The organism is Streptomyces sp. HUAS 31 (genome assembly GCF_028198125.1).
Classification (GTDB): Bacteria; Actinomycetota; Actinomycetes; order Streptomycetales; family Streptomycetaceae; genus Streptomyces; species Streptomyces chartreusis.
On record NZ_CP116353.1, the window covers coordinates 2,566,834 to 2,585,019 of the forward strand.

Annotated in this window: 15 protein-coding genes; 1 reads left to right on the top strand and 14 read right to left on the bottom strand. The window is 69.6% G+C overall.

The window, feature by feature from the left end; translation table 11 throughout:
* Positions 1–64 precede the first annotated feature (64 nt).
* Positions 65–640 (bottom strand): signal peptidase II, encoded by a 576-nt coding sequence (gene lspA / locus PGH47_RS11335; RefSeq protein ID WP_269640711.1) that lies wholly within the window; start codon positions 638–640, stop codon positions 65–67.
* A gap of 71 nt (positions 641–711) precedes the next feature.
* Positions 712–1,662, bottom strand: a complete 951-nt coding sequence (locus tag PGH47_RS11340) for a TraR/DksA family transcriptional regulator (protein ID WP_271663319.1) — start codon at positions 1,660–1,662, stop codon at positions 712–714.
* Between the two features lie 602 nt (positions 1,663–2,264).
* Between PGH47_RS11340 and ileS the strand changes: the two genes are divergently transcribed.
* On the top strand, positions 2,265–5,411 hold the full coding sequence (gene ileS, locus PGH47_RS11345) for an isoleucine--tRNA ligase (RefSeq protein ID WP_271663320.1): 3,147 nt from the start codon (positions 2,265–2,267) through the stop codon (positions 5,409–5,411).
* Positions 5,412–5,621: 210 nt separating this feature from the next.
* On the opposite strand, the gene PGH47_RS11350 is transcribed toward ileS, so the two are convergent.
* From PGH47_RS11350 to PGH47_RS11405, 12 genes are all read right to left on the bottom strand, one after another.
* The gene (locus tag PGH47_RS11350; RefSeq protein ID WP_271663321.1) at positions 5,622–6,779 is read right to left on the bottom strand and encodes a DivIVA domain-containing protein; all 1,158 of its coding nucleotides are present in this window, start codon (positions 6,777–6,779) and stop codon (positions 5,622–5,624) included.
* Between the two features lie 55 nt (positions 6,780–6,834).
* A complete protein-coding gene (locus tag PGH47_RS11355; protein WP_030950525.1) occupies positions 6,835–7,122 on the bottom strand; it encodes a YggT family protein in 288 nt (95 codons plus the stop codon).
* A 59-nt stretch (positions 7,123–7,181) separates the two neighbouring features.
* Positions 7,182–7,823: a cell division protein SepF gene (locus PGH47_RS11360; protein WP_030950524.1), complete on the bottom strand. Its 642-nt coding sequence runs from the start codon at positions 7,821–7,823 to the stop codon at positions 7,182–7,184.
* A 125-nt stretch (positions 7,824–7,948) separates the two neighbouring features.
* Complete coding sequence (locus PGH47_RS11365) at positions 7,949–8,668, bottom strand: YggS family pyridoxal phosphate-dependent enzyme (protein ID WP_271663322.1); 720 nt, start codon at positions 8,666–8,668, stop codon at positions 7,949–7,951.
* Between the two features lie 6 nt (positions 8,669–8,674).
* Positions 8,675–9,403 carry a peptidoglycan editing factor PgeF gene (pgeF, locus tag PGH47_RS11370; RefSeq protein ID WP_271663323.1) on the bottom strand — a complete coding sequence of 243 codons (729 nt, stop codon included), beginning with the start codon at positions 9,401–9,403 and terminating at the stop codon, positions 8,675–8,677.
* Between the two features lie 10 nt (positions 9,404–9,413).
* Positions 9,414–10,613, bottom strand: a complete 1,200-nt coding sequence (gene ftsZ, locus PGH47_RS11375; RefSeq protein ID WP_107907048.1) for a cell division protein FtsZ — start codon at positions 10,611–10,613, stop codon at positions 9,414–9,416.
* 287 nt (positions 10,614–10,900) lie between these two features.
* Positions 10,901–11,698: a cell division protein FtsQ/DivIB gene (locus tag PGH47_RS11380; protein ID WP_271663324.1), complete on the bottom strand. Its 798-nt coding sequence runs from the start codon at positions 11,696–11,698 to the stop codon at positions 10,901–10,903.
* A gap of 23 nt (positions 11,699–11,721) precedes the next feature.
* Complete coding sequence (murG, locus tag PGH47_RS11385) at positions 11,722–12,816, bottom strand: undecaprenyldiphospho-muramoylpentapeptide beta-N-acetylglucosaminyltransferase (RefSeq protein ID WP_126898589.1); 1,095 nt, start codon at positions 12,814–12,816, stop codon at positions 11,722–11,724.
* Between the two features lie 6 nt (positions 12,817–12,822).
* Entirely contained in the window at positions 12,823–14,184 is a 1,362-nt protein-coding gene (gene ftsW, locus PGH47_RS11390; protein WP_093745697.1) for a putative lipid II flippase FtsW, read from the bottom strand.
* A 103-nt stretch (positions 14,185–14,287) separates the two neighbouring features.
* The gene (gene murD, locus PGH47_RS11395) at positions 14,288–15,712 is read right to left on the bottom strand and encodes a UDP-N-acetylmuramoyl-L-alanine--D-glutamate ligase (protein ID WP_271663325.1); all 1,425 of its coding nucleotides are present in this window, start codon (positions 15,710–15,712) and stop codon (positions 14,288–14,290) included.
* On the bottom strand, positions 15,694–16,767 hold the full coding sequence (mraY, locus tag PGH47_RS11400) for a phospho-N-acetylmuramoyl-pentapeptide-transferase (RefSeq protein ID WP_030956450.1): 1,074 nt from the start codon (positions 16,765–16,767) through the stop codon (positions 15,694–15,696). Before mraY ends, murD begins: the two co-directional genes overlap by 19 nt.
* A complete protein-coding gene (locus PGH47_RS11405) occupies positions 16,764–18,185 on the bottom strand; it encodes a UDP-N-acetylmuramoyl-tripeptide--D-alanyl-D-alanine ligase (RefSeq protein WP_271663326.1) in 1,422 nt (473 codons plus the stop codon). The genes mraY and PGH47_RS11405 overlap by 4 nt, the downstream gene beginning before the upstream one ends.
* Between the last annotated feature and the right edge of the window lies 1 nt (position 18,186).

Below are 18,186 nucleotides of genomic sequence, written 5' to 3' on the forward strand. Positions count from 1 at the left end.
GACAGCCCCGTACGGAGCCTGTGGACAACTCCCGCGGGCCCCTGGTGGCGGCCCCTTGCGGGAATCAGTCCTTGTGCACGGTGCCGTCGGGGTCCAGCCCCCGGAACGACAGCAGCACGATCAGGATGCCGCCGCACACGATCGCCGAGTCCGCGAGGTTGAACACGGCGAAGTGCTTGGGCGCGATGAAGTCCACGACCGCGCCCTCGAAGACGCCCGGCGAGCGGAAGATCCGGTCGGTGAGGTTGCCGAGGGCACCGCCGAGCAGCAGGCCGAGCGCGATCGCCCAGGGCAGGCTGTACAGCTTGCGGGCGAGCCGGGCGATCACCACGATCACGGCCGCCGCGATCACCGTGAAGATCACGGTGAAGGCCTCGCCGAAGCCGAAGGCCGCGCCCGCGTTGCGGATCGCCTCGAACTTCAGCCAGTCCCCGATGATCTCGATCGGCGGGTGGTGCTCCAGCTTGGCGACCACGATCATCTTGCTGATCAGGTCCAGGGCGTACGCGAACGCGGCCACGCCGAACAGCACGGCGATCCGGCGCTTGCCCCGGGGCCGCTCCGCACCGGACTCCTCCGGCTCGGCCGCCGCCGGCTCTGGGGTATCCGGCGTACCGATGATGCGCTCCGCCTCTGCCACGTGAGTCCCTCGACCTAGGTACCTGACTGAGGACGAGAGTACGACACGTCCCGCGGGGGCCGGGCCACCGGTCAGTACCGCCGTTCCTGCTTCTGCTTGCACTCGACGCACAGGGTCGCGCGCGGGAAGGCCTGCATGCGGGCCTTGCCGATCGGGTTCCCGCAGTTCTCGCACAGGCCGTAGGTGCCCGCGTCGAGCTTTTCCAGGGCGCGCTCGGTCTGGGTGAGCATCTCGCGGGCGTTCGCGGCGAGCGCCAGCTCGTGCTCGCGCGTGATGTTCTTGGCGCCGGTGTCGGCCTGGTCGTCGCCCGCGCCGTCCCCGGAGTCCCGCATCAGGCCGACGAGGGACTGCTCGGACGACTCGATCTCGTTGCGCAGCCGCATCACCTCGGCCATCAGCTCGGCTCGTGCCTCCTCGACCTCCTCCGAGGTCCAGGGGTCCTCACCGGGGCGCACCGCGAGCTCGCCGGGCTCCACCGCCGCGGCGATGCGTGCCTTGGGAACGGCGGTCTTGGCCGCCGTGGCCGTGCCAGGGGTCTTCTTCGCAACCACCGTCGTGGCTCCTGTCTGCTCCGCGGCCTGCGCCGCGCCCACCTTCTTGACCCTGCTCTCGGCGACCGCACGCTTCCCGGCCGCGCTCTTCCTGGCGGTGCTCTTCTTGGCCGTGCTCTTCTTGGCGGCGCTCTTCCCGGCCGCGGCCTCCTTGGCCTCGCCCTTCTCCGCCGACTTCCTGGCGGCGGGCTTCGCGGCGGCCGCCTCCTTCCTGCCGACGGCCTTCTTGCCCGCCGTCTTCTTCCCGGCCGCCCTGGGAGCGGCGGCCGCCTTCTTCGCCGCAGCCTTGCCGGACGTCCCGCCGGCCTCCTGACCGGCCCCTTTGCGGCCCTGCTCCTTGTCCTGCGCCGCGCCCCCCTGCGTGGCCTTCTTCCCGTGACCGTCCTTGGCCGCCCCGCCGGCGGAACCGGCACGCGCATGTGTGGATCTGCTCGACGCCGACTGCTGTACGGCGGTCTTCTTCGCCACCATGCCGCGGCCCCTTCACATATTGTGATCTTGCTCGCGAATCGTGCTGGGACGATAAATCGACTTGAGTCCCGCGGCAACGGGGCACACCGCCCGATTCGCCCGCCTCGCGCATGCCGCGCGGGAGACATGCATGCGTTGTGCCCAGCTCCCCGCGGGGTATGCCGACGAGCCGGACGTCCCAGAATCCGAACAGGCGTACCGCACCATTCGGGTCATCGCGTCCCGAAGCCGATGCCCGCCCCGGCGCCCCGGAAATCCGGTCGGCCGCTGTCCGCGCGGCGCCGTACACTGGGCGGAGCGAAAAGCGTGGATGGGGACGAGTAGCGGCGTACGCAGCCCAGAGCGACCCGGGGACGGTGGAAGCCCGGGGGCGAGCGCGACGTGAAGATCACCCCGGAGCCGCCGGAAGAAAGCCGCCGCCGTCAGGCACGGGCTAGTAGAGCCGGTATCGCGACCCCAATGAGGGGGCTCGCCGACGCACACCCCGCGTCGGAGGGCCAAGGAGGGTGGTACCGCGGGAGCGCGCCGAAACCGGCGTAGGGAAGATTCGGCTCTCGTCCCTCCGGACGGAAGGCAGCAAGTCCGCCGGAGGAAGCTCGCTGATGACAACGCCGACGTACCGCCAGGTGCCCGCCCAGGTCGACCTGCCCGCGCTCGAGCACGCGGTGCTCGACTTCTGGCGCGAGCAGAAGATCTTCGCCAAGAGCCTGGAGCAGTCCGAGGGCCGCCCCGAGTGGGTGTTCTACGAGGGCCCGCCCACCGCCAACGGCATGCCCGGCGCCCACCACATCGAGGCCCGCGTCTTCAAGGACGTCTTCCCCCGCTTCCGCACCATGCGCGGCTACCACGTGGCCCGCAAGGCCGGCTGGGACTGCCACGGCCTCCCGGTGGAGCTGGCGGTCGAGAAGGAGCTCGGCTTCAGCGGCAAGAAGGACATCGAGGCGTACGGCATCGCCGAGTTCAACGCCAAGTGCCGCGAGTCCGTGCTGCGCCACACCGACGCCTTCTCCGACCTGACGACCCGCATGGGCTACTGGGTCGACCTCGACGACGCCTACGTCACGATGGAACCCGAGTACATCGAGTCCGTCTGGTGGTCGCTCAAGGAGATCTTCAACAAGGGCCTGCTGGTCCAGGACCACCGCGTCGCCCCCTGGTGCCCGCGCTGCGGCACCGGCCTCTCCGACCACGAGCTGGCGCAGGGCTACGAGACGGTCGTCGACCCGTCCGTGTACGTCCGTTTCCCGCTCACCTCCGGTCCGCTCGCCGGCGAGGCCGCACTCCTGGTGTGGACGACCACGCCCTGGACGCTCGTCTCCAACACGGCCGTGGCCGCGCACCCCGAGGTCGGCTACGTCGTCGCGACGAACGGCGAGGAGAAGCTCGTCGTCGCCGAGCCGCTTCTCGCCAAGGCCCTCGGCGAGGGCTGGGAGAGCACCGGCCAGACCTTCACCGGCGCCGAGATGGAGCGCTGGACGTACCAACGACCGTTCGAGCTGGTCGAGTTCCCTGAGACCGAGGGCGGCACCCACTACGTGGTCAACGCCGAGTACGTCACCACCGAGGACGGCACGGGTCTGGTCCACCAGTCCCCCGCCTTCGGTGAGGACGACCTCAAGGTCTGCCGCGCCTACGGCCTGCCGGTGGTGAACCCGGTCCGCCCCGACGGCACCTTCGAGGAGGACGTCCCCCTGGTCGGCGGCGTCTTCTTCAAGAAGGCCGACGAGAAGCTCACCGAGGACCTCCAGCAGCGCGGCCTGCTCTTCAGGCACATCCCGTACGAGCACAGCTACCCGCACTGCTGGCGCTGCCACACCGCGCTGCTCTACTACGCACAGCCGTCCTGGTACATCCGCACCACCGCCATCAAGGACCGCCTCCTCCAGGAGAACGAGGACACCAACTGGTTCCCGGAGACGGTCAAGCACGGCCGGTACGGCGACTGGCTGAACAACAACATCGACTGGGCGCTGTCCCGCAACCGCTACTGGGGCACCCCGCTGCCGATCTGGCGCTGCGAGGACGACCACCTCACCGTGGTCGGCTCCCGCGCGGAGCTCACCGAGCTGACCGGCACCGACCAGTCGGGCCTCGACCCGCACCGCCCGTACATCGACGACGTCACCTTCGACTGCCCGAGTTGCGCGAAGACGGCCACGCGCGTGCCGGAGGTCATCGACGCCTGGTACGACTCGGGCTCGATGCCGTTCGCGCAGTGGGGCTACCCGTACAAGAACAAGGAACTGTTCGAGGCCCGCTACCCGGCGCAGTTCATCTGCGAGGCCATCGACCAGACCCGCGGCTGGTTCTACACACTGATGGCGATCGGCACGCTGGTCTTCGACAAGTCGTCGTACGAGAACGTCGTCTGCCTCGGCCACATCCTCGCCGAGGACGGCCGCAAGATGTCCAAGCACCTGGGCAACATCCTCCAGCCGATCCCGCTGATGGACCAGCACGGCGCCGACGCGGTGCGCTGGTTCATGGCGGCCGGCGGCTCCCCGTGGGCGGCCCGCCGCGTGGGCCACGGCACGATCCAGGAGGTCGTCCGCAAGACGCTCCTGACGTACTGGAACACGGTCGCCTTCCAGGCCCTGTACGCCCGTACGTCGAACTGGGCGCCCTCCGCGGCCGACCCGGCGCCGGCCGACCGTCCGGTCCTGGACCGCTGGCTGCTGTCCGAACTGCACGCGCTGGTCGACCAGATGACCCAGTCCCTGGACGCCTACGACACCCAGCGCGCCGGCAAGCTGCTCTCTGCGTTCGTCGACGACCTGTCCAACTGGTACGTCCGCCGCTCGCGCCGCCGCTTCTGGCAGGGCGACAAGGCGGCACTGCGCACCCTGCACGAGGTCGTCGAGACCGTCACCAAGCTGATGGCCCCGCTGACCCCGTTCATCACCGAGCGGGTCTGGCAGGACCTGGTCGTCCCGGTCACCCCGGGCGCCCCGGAGTCGGTGCACCTGGCCGCCTGGCCGGAGGCGGACCTGTCGGCGATCGACCCGGAGCTGTCGAAGCAGATGGTCCTGGTCCGCCGGCTGGTCGAGCTGGGCCGTGCCACGCGCGCGGAGTCGGGCGTCAAGACCCGCCAGCCGCTGTCCCGGGCCCTGGTGGCCGTCGCGGGCTTCGACGCCCTCGACCGTGAACTGCACACGCAGATCACGGAGGAGCTGAATGTGAGCTCGCTCGCCTCGCTCTCCGAGGTCGGCGGCAGCCTGGTCGACACCACCGCCAAGGCGAACTTCCGCGCCCTGGGCAAGCGGTTCGGCAAGCGCGTCCAGGATGTGGCGAAGGCCATCGCGAACGCGGACGCCGCGGCGCTGTCCCTGGCCCTGCGCGAGGGCACCGCGTCGGTCGAGGTCGACGGTGAGACGGTCGCCCTCGCCCCGGACGAGGTGATCATCACGGAGACCCCGCGCGAGGGCTGGTCGGTGGCGTCCGACTCGGGTGCCACGGTCGCCCTGGACCTGGAGATCACGGAGGAGCTGCGCCGTGCGGGCCTGGCCCGTGACGCGATCCGCCTGATCCAGGAGGCCCGCAAGAACAGCGGCCTGGACGTTGCCGACCGCATCGCCCTGCGCTGGACGGCGACGGACCCGGCGACGATCGCGGCGCTCGCCGAGCACGCCGAGCTGATCGCCGACGAGGTCCTGGCGACGGACTTCGCCCAGGGTGAGGCGGACGACACATACGGCGCCGCCTTCACGGACGAGGGTCTGACCCTGACGTTCCGCCTGCGCAAGCAGTAGCGGGACCCGCCCGCACGACCGAAGGCCCGGTACCACCAAAGAATCTTGGTGGTACCGGGCCTTCGGCGTTGTGTACGTCGGACACCCACACCGGGCTGCGAACAAACACCGCAAACTCCGTGAACACGCGTAGCAAAAGGGCGGGGCCCCGGATCGAAATCCGGGGCCCCGCCCTGAACGCTGCCGACGCCTACGGCGTACTACCAACCGTCAGTTGTCGTCCTCGTCGATGAGGAACCCGCGCATCGGCGACGGGGCCTGGCCCATGGGGCCGGGGCCCTGCGGCCGGACCGGAGCCATCGGCTGGGTCATCGCCGGGGACATCTGCTGCTGACCGCCGTAGGACGGAGCAGCCGGGGACGGGGCGCCGCCCATTCCCTGGTTGCCGCCGTACGACGGGGCACTCGCACCGGCCGGAGCCATGGAGGGCGCCGGGGACGGCGGAAGCGACGCGGCGGCCGGAGTGCGCGGCGGGGCGAGCGAGTCGTCCGCCTGCGTCTCCAGCTGGCGCAGCTGGGACTCGAGGTAGGACTTCAGCCGCGTGCGGTACTCGCGCTCGAAGCCACGCAGGTCCTCGACCTTGCGCTCCAGCGTGGCGCGGGCGGACTCCAGGGAGCCCATCGCGACGCGGTGCTTCTCCTGCGCGTCCCGCTCCAGGGCGTCGGCCTTGGCACGGGCGTCACGCTCAAGACCCTCGGCACGCGAACGCGCCTCGCCGACGATCTTGTTGGCCTCGGAACGGGCCTCGGCGATCGCCTGGTCGGCGGTCTGCTGCGCGAGCGACAGAACGCGTGCGGCGCTGTCGCCGCCGGGGCCGCCCTGACCGGGACCGCCCATCGGGCCACCCATAGGACCGCCCATGGGGCCGCCCATCTGCTGCATGGGGGGCTGGCCCATCGGCCCCGGACCCTGGCCCATCGGACCGGGACCCTGAGGGCCACCCTGACCGCCGGGACCGGCGGGCAGCTGCGGGGCACCGCTCGGCAGCTGGGGCGGACCACCCATGGGGCCACCCATCTGCTGCTGCGGCGGGCCCGATATGCCGGCGGGGACAGGGGCCCCCGGACCGCGCATGCCCTGCTGCGGCATTCCGCCCTGGGGCATGCCGCCCTGCTGGGGCATACCGCCCTGCTGGTCCTGCGGACCGCCGGGCCCCTCCGGAGGCTTGCGCATGTTCTGCTGGTTCTGGGCAGCAGCACGCGTGGCCGCGGCCAGCTTGGCGCGCAGGTCCTCGTTCTCGCGGAGCAGGCGCGTCAGTTCGGCTTCGACCTCATCGAGGAAGGCATCGACCTCGTCCTCGTCATAGCCTTCTCGGAGGCGGACGGTCGTGAACTGCTTGTTCCGCACGTCCTCGGGGGTCAACGGCATCTCTTCACCTCAACGTAGTCGTCGGCAGTCGGCAAGACCGTATCTGTCACATCGTTCACATCGCGCTCCGTACAACGGTGATCAGGATGTAGACGATGATCATCAGTACGAAGAAGGACAGGTCGAGCGCCACGCCCCCGAGACGCAGCGGCGGGATGAACCGCCGCAGAAGCTTCAGCGGTGGATCAGTGACAGTGTAGGTGGCCTCCAGAACGACCACCATCGCCTTGCCGGGTTGCCATGAGCGGGCGAACTGGAAGACGTAGTCCATGACCAACCGGAAGATGAGCACGATGAGGAACACCATCAGCGCGATGTAGAGAACCTGCAAGACCACGCTCATGACTGGTGTTTCCCTCTCCCCTGTTTCCCAGTTCCGTGCTGTTCTTCCGGTGGTGCGTCTCAGCTCTGGTTGAAGAACCCGCCCTCTGCGATGCGGGCCTTGTCCTCCGCCGTGACATCGACGTTAGCAGGCGACAACAGGAACACCTTCTGCGTCACCCGCTCGATGCTGCCGTGAAGACCAAACACCAAACCTGCCGCAAAGTCGACAAGTCGCTTCGCGTCTGTGTCATCCATCTCAGTCAGATTCATGATCACCGGGGTGCCCTCACGGAAGTGTTCCCCGATGGTACGGGCCTCGTTGTAGGTCCGGGGGTGAAGTGTGGTGATCCGGTACGGCTCTCGTTCCGACACGACCTTGGGCATGATCACCGGTGCGTTCTTCTCCAGGCTTGCGCGTTCTTGTGTGATGGACGCCACGGGCGCGATGCGCGCCGGGCGGCCGGATTCCGCGGGTAGCGAAGTCGCACGGGCCACGGGTTCGCGAGGCGCGGGCGGCTGAACGATTCGCACCTCTTCGTCCCTTTGGGACTGATGTGCGCTGTGGGACTGGTGGGACGGCTCGTGCCGTCGGTGGTCCCGCTCGGGCTCCGGGTCCAGTTCGGGCTCGAAGTCGTCATCGGGGTCGAACCCCCGGCCGTCGTACCCATCGTCCTCCACGAGGCCGAGGTAGACCGCCATCTTGCGCATCGCGCCGGCCATGCTCTGAGTCCTCCGCTCTGTGGTGGATCGGCGACTGCCAAGTGCCCGCCATCCACGAGGTCGTTACGCCCGCCTTTCGGCGACATTGACCATATTTTCTGCTGTGGTCCGACTTCTTGGCGACGTTACCCGAGCCTGGGGCGGACTCCGAGTACCGCAGTGCCGACGCGCACATGTGTCGCACCCGCCGCCACCGCCTCCTCGAGATCCGCACTCATCCCTGCCGACACCATGTTCGCAGCCGGATGAGCTCGCCGCAGGTCGGTCGACAAATCCATCAACCGCTCGAAGGCCGCCTGTTGGCGCCCCGCATACTCCCCGGTGAGCGGCGCGACGGTCATCAGCCCGGCCATCCGCAGCCCCGGAGCCTTCGCGACGAGCTCGGCCAACTCCTCGATGCCGCCCGGTGCCACACCGCCCCGCTCGCCGCGGGCGCTCTCGCCGGCGTCCAGCGCCACCTGGATCAGGCAGCCCACCTCGCGCTCCTGGCGTACGGCCTCCTTGGAGAGCGCCGTCACCAGCCGGGAGCGGTCGACCGACTGCACGAGGTCCGCGTAACCGACCACGGACCGCACCTTGTTGGTCTGCAACTGCCCGACGAAGTGCCAGGCCAGAGGCAGGTCCGAGCATTCGGCGGCCTTGGGCGCCGCGTCCTGGTCCCGGTTCTCGGCGACGTGGCGCACACCGAGTTCCGACAGGATCCGCACATCGCTCGCGGGGTAGGTCTTGGTGACCACGATCAGGGTCACCTCCTCGCGGGCACGCCCGGCTGCCGCACAGGCGGCGGCGATTCGTTCCTCCACCTGCGCCAGATTTGCGGCGAGTTCGTCCTTACGGTCCTTCATGTCCATTCAGTCCAGCCAGACATATCCCGCGAGCCGCCCCGTGGTGCGGTCGCGGCGGTACGAGAAGTGGTCACCCGACTCCAGCGTGCACACCGGGGACTGCGCCCGGTCGTGCACCCCGAGCCGTGCGAGCTGGGCGTGCACTCCGGCGGCCACGTCCACCGCCGGCGTGCCCCAGCTCGTCTCGGCGTACGCCGTCGGTTCCTCGGCGGCCACCTCGGCGCGCATCGCGTCCGGCACCTCGTAGCACCGACCGCAGACGGCCGGGCCGGTGCGGGCGACGATCCGGGCGGGGTCGGCGCCCAGTTCCGTCATCGCGCGTAGCGCCGCCGGGACGACCCCGGCGATCATGCCCGGCCGTCCCGCGTGTGCCGCGGCGGCGATCCCGGCGACCGGGTCGGCCAGCAGGACCGGCACGCAGTCGGCGGTGAGGACGGCGAGGGCGAGACCCCGCCGTGCGGTGACGATCGCGTCGACCTCGGGGACCGGACGGTCACGCCACGGTCCGTCGACCACGGTGACCTCCGGCCCGTGCACCTGGTTCATCCAGACGACGTCGCCCGGGTCGAGCCCGAGCGACTTGGCGGCGATCTCGCGGTTGGCCGTCACGGTCCCGGGGTCGTCGCCGACCGCTCCGCCGAGGTTGAGCTCCTCATACGGAGCGGCGCTCACCCCGCCCCACCTGTCGGTGAAAGCGAAGTGCGCGCCGCTCACGGTGTCGCGCTGTCCTATCACGTCAGAAGGATCACTTAAGGAAGTCCGGGACGTCCAGCTCCTCCGCCGCGCTGTCGGCGTAGGTCCGGGACGGCGGGACCGGCGGGGCGACCGGGATGTCGGCCACCGGCTCCGGCGTGGGCTCCGGCTCCTCCTTCGGCGTGACGCTGCCGAGCGAGCCGAAGGACGGGCGGCTCTCGGGCTGCCGCGCCGGAGCGGGCTGCTCCTCGCGGCGGGGCGAGGAGGAGGTCGAGCCGAGGACGTTGTCCCGGCGGGCCGGCGGCTGGCCGCCGTCGAAGCCGGCGGCGATCACGGTCACCCGGACCTCGTCGCCGAGGGCGTCGTCGATGACCGCGCCGAAGATGATGTTGGCCTCGGGGTGGGCGGCCTCGCTGACCAGCTGGGCCGCTTCGTTGATCTCGAACAGGCCGAGGTCGGAGCCACCGGAGATGGAGAGCAGCACGCCCCGGGCGCCGTCGATGGACGCCTCGAGGAGCGGCGAGGAGATCGCCATCTCGGCCGCGGCCACCGCGCGGTCGTCGCCGCGGGCCGAGCCGATGCCCATGAGGGCCGAACCGGCCTCGGACATGACCGACTTGACGTCGGCGAAGTCGAGGTTGATCAGGCCGGGCGTGGTGATGAGGTCGGTGATGCCCTGGACACCGGAGAGCAGGACCTGGTCGGCCGACTTGAAGGCGTCGAGCACCGAGACCTGGCGGTCCGAGATGGACAGCAGCCGGTCGTTCGGGATGACGATGAGGGTGTCGACCTCTTCGCGGAGTTCGGCGATGCCGTCCTCGGCCTGGTTGGCGCGGCGCCGTCCCTCGAAGGTGAACGGGCGGGTGACCACACCGATGGTGAGGGCACCCAGGGAGCGGGCGATGTTGGCCACGACGGGCGCGCCGCCGGTGCCGGTGCCGCCGCCTTCACCGGCCGTCACGAAGACCATGTCGGCCCCCTTGAGGACCTCCTCGATCTCCTCGCGGTGGTCCTCGGCGGCCTTGCGGCCGACGGCCGGGTTGGCTCCGGCGCCGAGTCCGCGGGTGAGTTCCCGGCCGACGTCGAGCTTGACGTCGGCGTCGCTCATCAACAGCGCCTGTGCGTCAGTGTTGATGGCGATGAACTCGACGCCCTTGAGACCGACCTCGATCATCCGGTTGATGGCATTGACACCACCGCCGCCGACACCGATGACTTTGATGACTGCGAGGTAGTTCTGCGGTGCTGCCACGTCGAAGGCCTCTCGCCTCGAGTTACGGGTCGTCGGTTCACAAGAAGCGCTGCGCTTCCGGAGCCGGCGACTGATGCCGAATGGGACGGTCCGTAGCGCCGACCCGAACCCTAACCCTGAAGTTTAGGGTTACCAGTGTGTCTGTTCCTTGAAGTCTTCTGAACAGGACACTAAGTCGACAAGTGGCGCACGTTCAACGAACACGCCGAACCTCCCGTTTTTCTTTTCACCCTATGTGATCAGCCATGTCGCTGCCCAACCAGGGTGCTGGCCTGCGCAGATGTGCGTCAACTCGCCGATGACGCGGGGGCGGTGGGAACGCTCACGTCGAAGTACCGCGCACGCGGTGAGGCTTTCATGAGAGCGGTGAGTGTGCGAGCCTTGGCGGCTCCCTTCTCGCCACTCCCCCATGCGACGGTCCGGCCGTCGCGCAACTCCAGCGAGATGTCGTCGTAGGAACGGACCTTGACGACCAGGGTGTCGTGCAGAACGGCGGCCGGAATGGCGCCGGCGACCCGCACCGCCTCGCGCACCAGACGAGCGTCTCCGAAGCGGCGCAGGCTCGCGGCGGCCGAGCTCGACCGGGACACCGTCAATTCCAGTGCGGGAACGCCTTTAGGCGGCATGGAAACCGTGGCGAAACGGACACCTTCATCGTCCACTTCGATGAACTTTCCGCCTTTTTGCACCATGAGAACCGGAGTACGCTCCATCACTTTCAGGCTGATTCCATGGGGCCAGGAGCGGACTACGTCAACCTCGTCAATTCGGGGCAATTTCCGGCGCAGGCGCGCCTCAATCGCATCGGTGTCGACGGAAATCAGCGGCGCTCCGACGGGGGCGTCGGCCGCCTCCAGGACCTGCTCGGGCGTCAGAACCCGGGTTCCCGCGACCGATACGCGCTCGACGCGCAGCCACTTGGAGCCGTAGAGCAGCCACACGGAACCCGCGCCCAGAAGTACCAGGACGACGGTAAGGATGATGATCGTACGAAGACGCGACACCCTCAACCGCCGCCGGGCGAGGGGCGGGTCGGACGACTCCTGCTTGCGTTCACCGCGCTCGGCGGTCGTCGGTCCGGCCACGCTCCCTGCCCTCCGTCACACGGTTACTGGCGGCGGTGCGAGGCGATCGCCTCGTACACCATGCCGACGAGCAGGTCGTCGGCGTCCCGGCGGCCGAATTCGCTTGCGGCACGGGACATCTCGTACAGCCGGTGCGGGTCGGCGAGCACGGGCAGGACGTTCTGCTGCACCCATTCGGTGGTGAGTTCCGCGTCGTCGACCAGCAGTCCGCCGCCGGCCTTGACCACCGGCTGGGCGTTCAGCCGCTGTTCGCCGTTGCCGATGGGCAGCGGGACGTAGGCGGCCGGGAGCCCGACGGCGGAGAGTTCGGCGACGGTCATCGCGCCCGCGCGGCAGAGCATCATGTCGGCCGCGGCGTACGCGAGGTCCATCCGATCCAAGTAACTTACCGGGATGTAGGGGGGCATCCCCGGCATCTGATGCACCTGCGGCAGTTCGTTCTTCGGACCGACCGCGTGCAGGATCTGGATGCCGGCCTGCTGGAGCCAGGGCGCGACCTGCTGGACGACCTCGTTCAGCCGCCGTGCGCCCTGCGAGCCACCGGAGACCAGCAGCGTCGGCAGGTTCGGGTCCAGCCCGAACATCGCGCGGGCCTCGGGGCGGCGGGCGGCCCGGTCCAGGGTGGCGATGGTGTGGCGCAGCGGGATGCCGATGTAGCGGGAGTTGCGCAGCTTGCTGTCCGGCGTGGCGACGGCGACCTGGGCGGCGTAGCGCGAGCCGATCTTGTTGGCCAGACCCGGGCGGGCGTTGGCCTCGTGGATGATGATCGGCACGCCGAGGCGCTTGGCGGCGAGGTAGCCGGGCAGGGCGACATAGCCGCCGAAGCCGACCACGGCGTCCGCCTTGGTGCGCTCCAGGATCTGCTCGGTCGCCTTGATCGTGCCGCGCAGCCGGCCCGGGACGGTGATCAGCTCGGGAGTGGGCTTGCGCGGCAGCGGTACCGCCGGGATCAGCGCGAGTTCATAGCCGCGCTGCGGCACCAGCTTGGTCTCCAGGCCGCGCTCCGTGCCCAGGGCCGTGATCCCCACGGTCGGGTCCTGCCTGCGCAGGGCGTCCGCGAGGGCGAGCGCGGGCTCGATGTGGCCGGCGGTCCCCCCACCGGCGAGTACGACATGCACCGAAATTCACCGCTCTCCGGACGAACGCGCCGCCGAGGCACGCCGTCGCATCGTGTTCCATCTCCGAGGCCCCCGATCACGCACGGCGCCTCCCGCACGCTTTCTACCAAAGCGGGGTTGCCGCACGGAAAGCGCTGCCCGCGCAGCGGGCTCGTCGCGTGCGAAGGCGATGAGCAGCCCGATGGCGAACATGGTCGGCAACAGGGCGGACCCCCCGTACGAGAACAGCGGCAGGGGGACGCCGGCGATCGGCAGCAGGCCGAGCACCGCACCGATGTTGATCACGGCTTGCGCGGTGATCCAGGTGGTCACGCCTCCCGCGGCGTACCTCACGAAGGGGTCCTCCGTGCGTCCGGCCACGCGGATACCCGCATAGCCTAGAGCCGCGAAGAGGGCGAGCACCGACAGCGTCCCCGCCAGGCCCAGTTCCTCACCGGTGACGGCGAAGATGAAGTCGGTGTGGGCTTCGGGTAGTTGGCCCCATTTCTCCACACTCGCGCCGAGCCCGGAGCCAAAGATTCCGCCGGATGCGAGCGCGTAGATGCCGTGCACGGCCTGCCAGCAGTCGACGGCGCCGCTGCGCGGTTCGGTGGCGCCCAGGCACTGGAGGCGGGCCATCCGGTTGGCGCTGGTCTTGATCAGGAGCAGCCCGATCAGTCCGGCGACGGACAGGACGCCCACGAACAGCCTGGTCGGGGCCCCCGCCAGCCACAGCAGGCCGAACAGGATCGCCGACAGGATGATCGCCGTACCCATGTCGCCGCCGAGCATGATCAGCCCGAGCAGCATGAAGGCGACCGGCACGAGCGGCACCAGCATGTGCTTCCACTGGTTCAGCAGCTTCTTGTCCTGCTTGCGGGCGATCAGGTCGGCGCCCCACAGCACGAGCGCGAGCTTGCCGAACTCACTGGGCTGGATCTGGAAGGAGCCGCCGAGGGCGATCCAGTTCTGGTTGCCGTTGACCGCGACTCCTATCCCGGGCACCTGCACCAGCGCCATCATGAAGACGGCGCCGGCGAGAATCGGGTAGGCCAGCGCCCGGTGCAGCTTCACCGGCATCCGGGAGGCCGCGAACAGCAGCCCGGCGCCGATCACCGCGGCCAGCAGCTGCTTGCGGAAGAAGTACGACCCGGGCAGCGACATCTGGAGCGCGGTGATCTGGGAGGCCGAGTAGACCATCACCAGACCGAGCACCGTGATCAGCAGGCTGCCGCCGAGGATCAGGTAGTAGGCGGTCAGCGGCCGGTCCCACGCCCGCTGCAGACGGGTGTAGAGCCGCCGTACCGGGTTGTCGCGCGGCGGTCCGGTCGTCGCGGGCCGCCGAACGGCCCGCTGCACGGGCGGCCGGCCCGTACGGCTACCGGGCATCGGCGCTCACCGCTTCGCCGTGGGCGTACGAACCGTCCGGCCACATCCGAGTCACGCGTCCCTCCAAGGGTCCCGAAGCACCCGCTGTGGCCGAGACCCGCCGTCAGGCGCCCGCGCCGAGTTCGCGAACCGCTTCCGCGAACGCGTCACCGCGCTGGTTGTAGTTGGCGAACATGTCCATCGAGGCACACGCGGGGGCGAGGAGCACCGTGTCACCGGGCCGGGCGAGCCGCTGCGCCTCCTGGACTGCCGCGAGCATCGCCCCAGTGTCGGTCCGGTCGAGGTCGACGACGGGTACTTCCGGCGCGTGTCGCGCCAGGGCTTCCCGGATCAGGCCACGATCGGCGCCCATGAGGACGGCCGCCCGCAGGTGCCCGGCCGACTTGGCGACCAGTTCCTCGAAGACGGCGCCCTTGGCTAGCCCGCCCGCGATCCACACGATGGACTCGTACGCCGCCAACGAGGCTTCCGCCGCGTGCGTGTTGGTGGCCTTGGAGTCGTCGACGTAGGAGACCCCGGCGACGTCCGCCACGTGAGCGATGCGGTGGGCGTCCGGGGTGAAGGCCCGCAGACCGTCCCGTACGGCCTTGGGAGGCACCCCGAAGGCCCGGGCGAGGGCGGCCGCCGCAAGGGCGTTGGCGATGTTGTGCGGGGCAGGCGGATCGACGTCGGAGACCTCGGCGAGCTCCTGGGCGCTCTTCTGCCGGTTCTCGACGAAGGCGCGGTCGACGAGGATGCCGTCGACGACGCCGAGTTGGGAGGGGGCCGGGGCGCCGAGGGTGAAGCCGATGGCCCGGCAGCCCTCCTCGACGTCCGCCTCGCGCACCAGGTCCTCGGTCGCCTTGTCGGCGACGTTGTAGACGCAGGCGACGCGGTTGCCCTCGTAGATACGGCCCTTGTCGGCGGCGTACGCCTCCATGGAGCCGTGCCAGTCGAGGTGGTCGGGCGCGAGGTTCAGCACGGCAGCCGAGTGTGCCCGCAGCGAGGGCGCCCAGTGGAGCTGGTAACTGGACAACTCCACGGCGAGGACGTCGTACTGCTCCTCGCCGAGCACCGCGTCCAGCAGCGAGACGCCGATGTTGCCCACGGCGGCGGTGCGCAGGCCCGCCGCCTTCAGGATCTCGGCGAGCATCTGGACGGTCGTGGTCTTGCCGTTGGTACCGGTGACGGCGAGCCAGGGCGCGGCGTCCGGGCCGCGCAGCCGCCAGGCGAGCTCGACGTCGCCCCAGATGTCGACGCCCGCTTCTCGGGCCGCCGTGAACAGCGGCTTGTCCGGCTTCCAGCCGGGCGCGGTGACGACGAGTTCGGTGCCTTCGGGCAGGGTCGCCCCGTCACCGAGGCGCACGGCGATGCCCAGCGCCTCGAGTTCGGCCGCCTGGGCACGCGCGCGTGCGTCGTCGCCGTCGTTGACGACGGTGACCTTCGCGCCGAGGCCGTGCAGCACCTTGGCCGCCGGGATCCCGGAGACGCCGAGCCCGGCGACGGTGACGTTCTTCCCCTGCCAGTCGGTCACTTGTCCGCTGCCCATCCCGCGTAGAAGAGGCCCAGTCCGACGATCACACAGATGCCCTGAATGATCCAGAAGCGGACCACTACGAGCACTTCTGACCAGCCCTTGAGTTCGAAGTGGTGCTGGAGTGGCGCCATTCGGAAGACACGCTTGCCGGTGAGGCGGAAGGAGCCGACCTGGATGACCACCGACATGGTGATCAGCACGAACAGGCCGCCGAGGATGGCGAGCAGCAGCTCGGTGCGCGAGCAGATGGCGAGACCGGCGAGCGCGCCGCCGAGGGCCAGCGAACCGGTGTCACCCATGAAGATCTTGGCCGGCGAGGTGTTCCACCACAGGAAGCCGAGGCAGGCACCCATCAGCGCCGAGGAGACGACGGCGAGGTCGAGTGGATCTCGCACTTCGTAACAGGCGCCCGGGTTGGTCAGGGTCTGCGCGTTGGCGCAGGACTCCTGGAACTGCCATACGCCGATGAAGGTGTAGGCGCCGAAGACCAGTACGGAGGCGCCGGTGGCGAGGCCGTCCAGACCGTCCGTCAGGTTCACGCCGTTCGACATGGCGAGGATCATGAACAGCGCCCAGACCACGAACAGCACCGGTCCGATGGACCAGCCGAAGTCCTGCACGAAGGAGAGCTTGGTGGAGGCCGGGGTGTTGCCGCGGTTGTCCGCGAACTGGAGCGAGAGCACCGCGAAGGCGATACCGCCGAGCAGCTGACCGGCCATCTTGGCCTTGGCCCGCAGACCCAGCGAACGACGCTTGACGATCTTGATGTAGTCGTCCAGGAAGCCGACCAGGCCCATGCCGCCCATCAGGCCGAGCACCAGCAGGCCCGAGTAGGTCACCGGCTTTCCGGTGATCACCTTCGACAGGAAGTACGCCACGATCGTGGCGAGGATGAAGGCGATACCACCCATGGTCGGCGTACCGCGCTTGCTGGCGTGCTCGCGCGGGCCGTCGTCGCGGATGTACTGGCCGTAGCCCTTGCGGGCGAGAAGCTTGATCAGCAGCGGTGTGCCGATCAGTGTCAGGAAGAGCCCGATGACACCCGCGAAGAGGATCTGATTCATCATCGGGCGTCGACCTCACCCTGGGCGCCGCCCGCGAGCAGCGCTTCGGCGATGCTCTCCAGACCCACCGAACGGGACGCCTTCACGAGCACGACGTCCCCTGGGCGCAACTCGCTGCGCAACAGGTCGACCGCCGCCTGTGCGTCGGACACGTGCACCGACTCCTCACCCCACGAACCCTCGTTATATGCGCCCAGTTGCAGCCAGGACGCTTCCCTGCCCCCGACCGCGACGAGCTTGCTGACGTTGAGCCGGACGGCGAGCCGTCCGACCGCGTCGTGCTCGGCGAGCGCCTCGTCCCCGAGCTCGGCCATCTTGCCGAGCACCGCCCACGTACGACCCCCCTTTGCCCGTGAGGCGCCGCCCATGGCAGCCAGCGCCCTGAGGGCGGCCCGCATGGACTCGGGGTTCGCGTTGTAGGCGTCGTTGACGATGGTCACGCCGTCCGGGCGCTCGGTGACCTCCATACGCCAGCGGGAGAGGGAGCCCGCCTCGGAGAGCGCGGTGGCGATCTCAGCTGCGGACATGCCCAGCTCATGGGCGACGGCGGCCGCGGCGAGCGCGTTCGACACGTGGTGCTCACCGTACAGGCGCATGGTCACATCGCTGCACCCGGAGGGTGTGTGAAGCATGAAGGAAGGCTGTCCGCTGTCCGTGAGTCGCACGTTCTCGGCGCGTACGTCCGCTTCGCCGGACTCTCCGAAAAGGAGCACCTTCGCCTTCGTACGGGACGCCATGGCCCGTACGAGGGGATCGTCGGCGTTGAGGATCGCGGCGCCGTCCTCCGGCAGGCTCTCCACGAGTTCGCCCTTGGCCTGCGCGATCTGCTCGCGGCCGCCGAACTCGCCGATGTGGGCGGTCCCGACGTTCAGGACGAGGCCGATCCTCGGCGGCGTCAGATCGGCGAGGTAGCGGATGTGGCCGATGCCCCGCGCGCCCATCTCCAGCACGAGGAACTTCGTCTCCTCGGTGGCGCTGAGTGCGGTCAGCGGCAGCCCGATCTCGTTGTTGAGCGAGCCCGGCGTGAACACGGTGGGCGCCTTGCTCTGGAGCACCTGGGCGATCAGGTCCTTGGTGCTGGTCTTGCCGGCCGAGCCGGTCAGCGCCACGAGGGTCGCGCCGAGCCGCTGGACGACATGGCGGGCGAGGGCGCCGAGCGCCTTCTGCACATCCGGCACGACGATCGCGGGCACGCCCATCGGCCGCGAGCCGAGGACGGCGACCGCGCCGGCCGCGACGACGGCCTCCGCGAAGTCGTGCCCGTCCACGCGCTCGCCGACGAAGGCGACGAAGAGGCTGCCGGGCTCCACTTCACGGGAGTCCCGGACGACGGATCCGGTGACCTGGACCGACGGATCCGGTATGTCGTACGTCTGCCCGCCGACGACTTCTGCGATCTCGGCGAGAGAGAGGGCGATCACA

Bases quoted from the DNA above. Each gene is read 5' to 3' on its own strand.
- PGH47_RS11355 (WP_030950525.1), bottom strand. From the start codon at position 7,122: ATGAGCGTGGTCTTGCAGGTTCTCTACATCGCGCTGATGGTGTTCCTC.
- mraY (WP_030956450.1), bottom strand. From the start codon at position 16,767: ATGATGAATCAGATCCTCTTCGCGGGTGTCATCGGGCTCTTCCTGACA.
- ftsW (WP_093745697.1), bottom strand. From the start codon at position 14,184: ATGCCCGGTAGCCGTACGGGCCGGCCGCCCGTGCAGCGGGCCGTTCGG.
- murD (WP_271663325.1), bottom strand. From the start codon at position 15,712: ATGGGCAGCGGACAAGTGACCGACTGGCAGGGGAAGAACGTCACCGTC.
- ileS (WP_271663320.1), top strand. From the start codon at position 2,265: ATGACAACGCCGACGTACCGCCAGGTGCCCGCCCAGGTCGACCTGCCC.
- PGH47_RS11340 (WP_271663319.1), bottom strand. From the start codon at position 1,662: ATGGTGGCGAAGAAGACCGCCGTACAGCAGTCGGCGTCGAGCAGATCC.
- PGH47_RS11360 (WP_030950524.1), bottom strand. From the start codon at position 7,823: ATGGCCGGCGCGATGCGCAAGATGGCGGTCTACCTCGGCCTCGTGGAG.
- PGH47_RS11365 (WP_271663322.1), bottom strand. From the start codon at position 8,668: ATGAAGGACCGTAAGGACGAACTCGCCGCAAATCTGGCGCAGGTGGAG.
- PGH47_RS11350 (WP_271663321.1), bottom strand. From the start codon at position 6,779: ATGCCGTTGACCCCCGAGGACGTGCGGAACAAGCAGTTCACGACCGTC.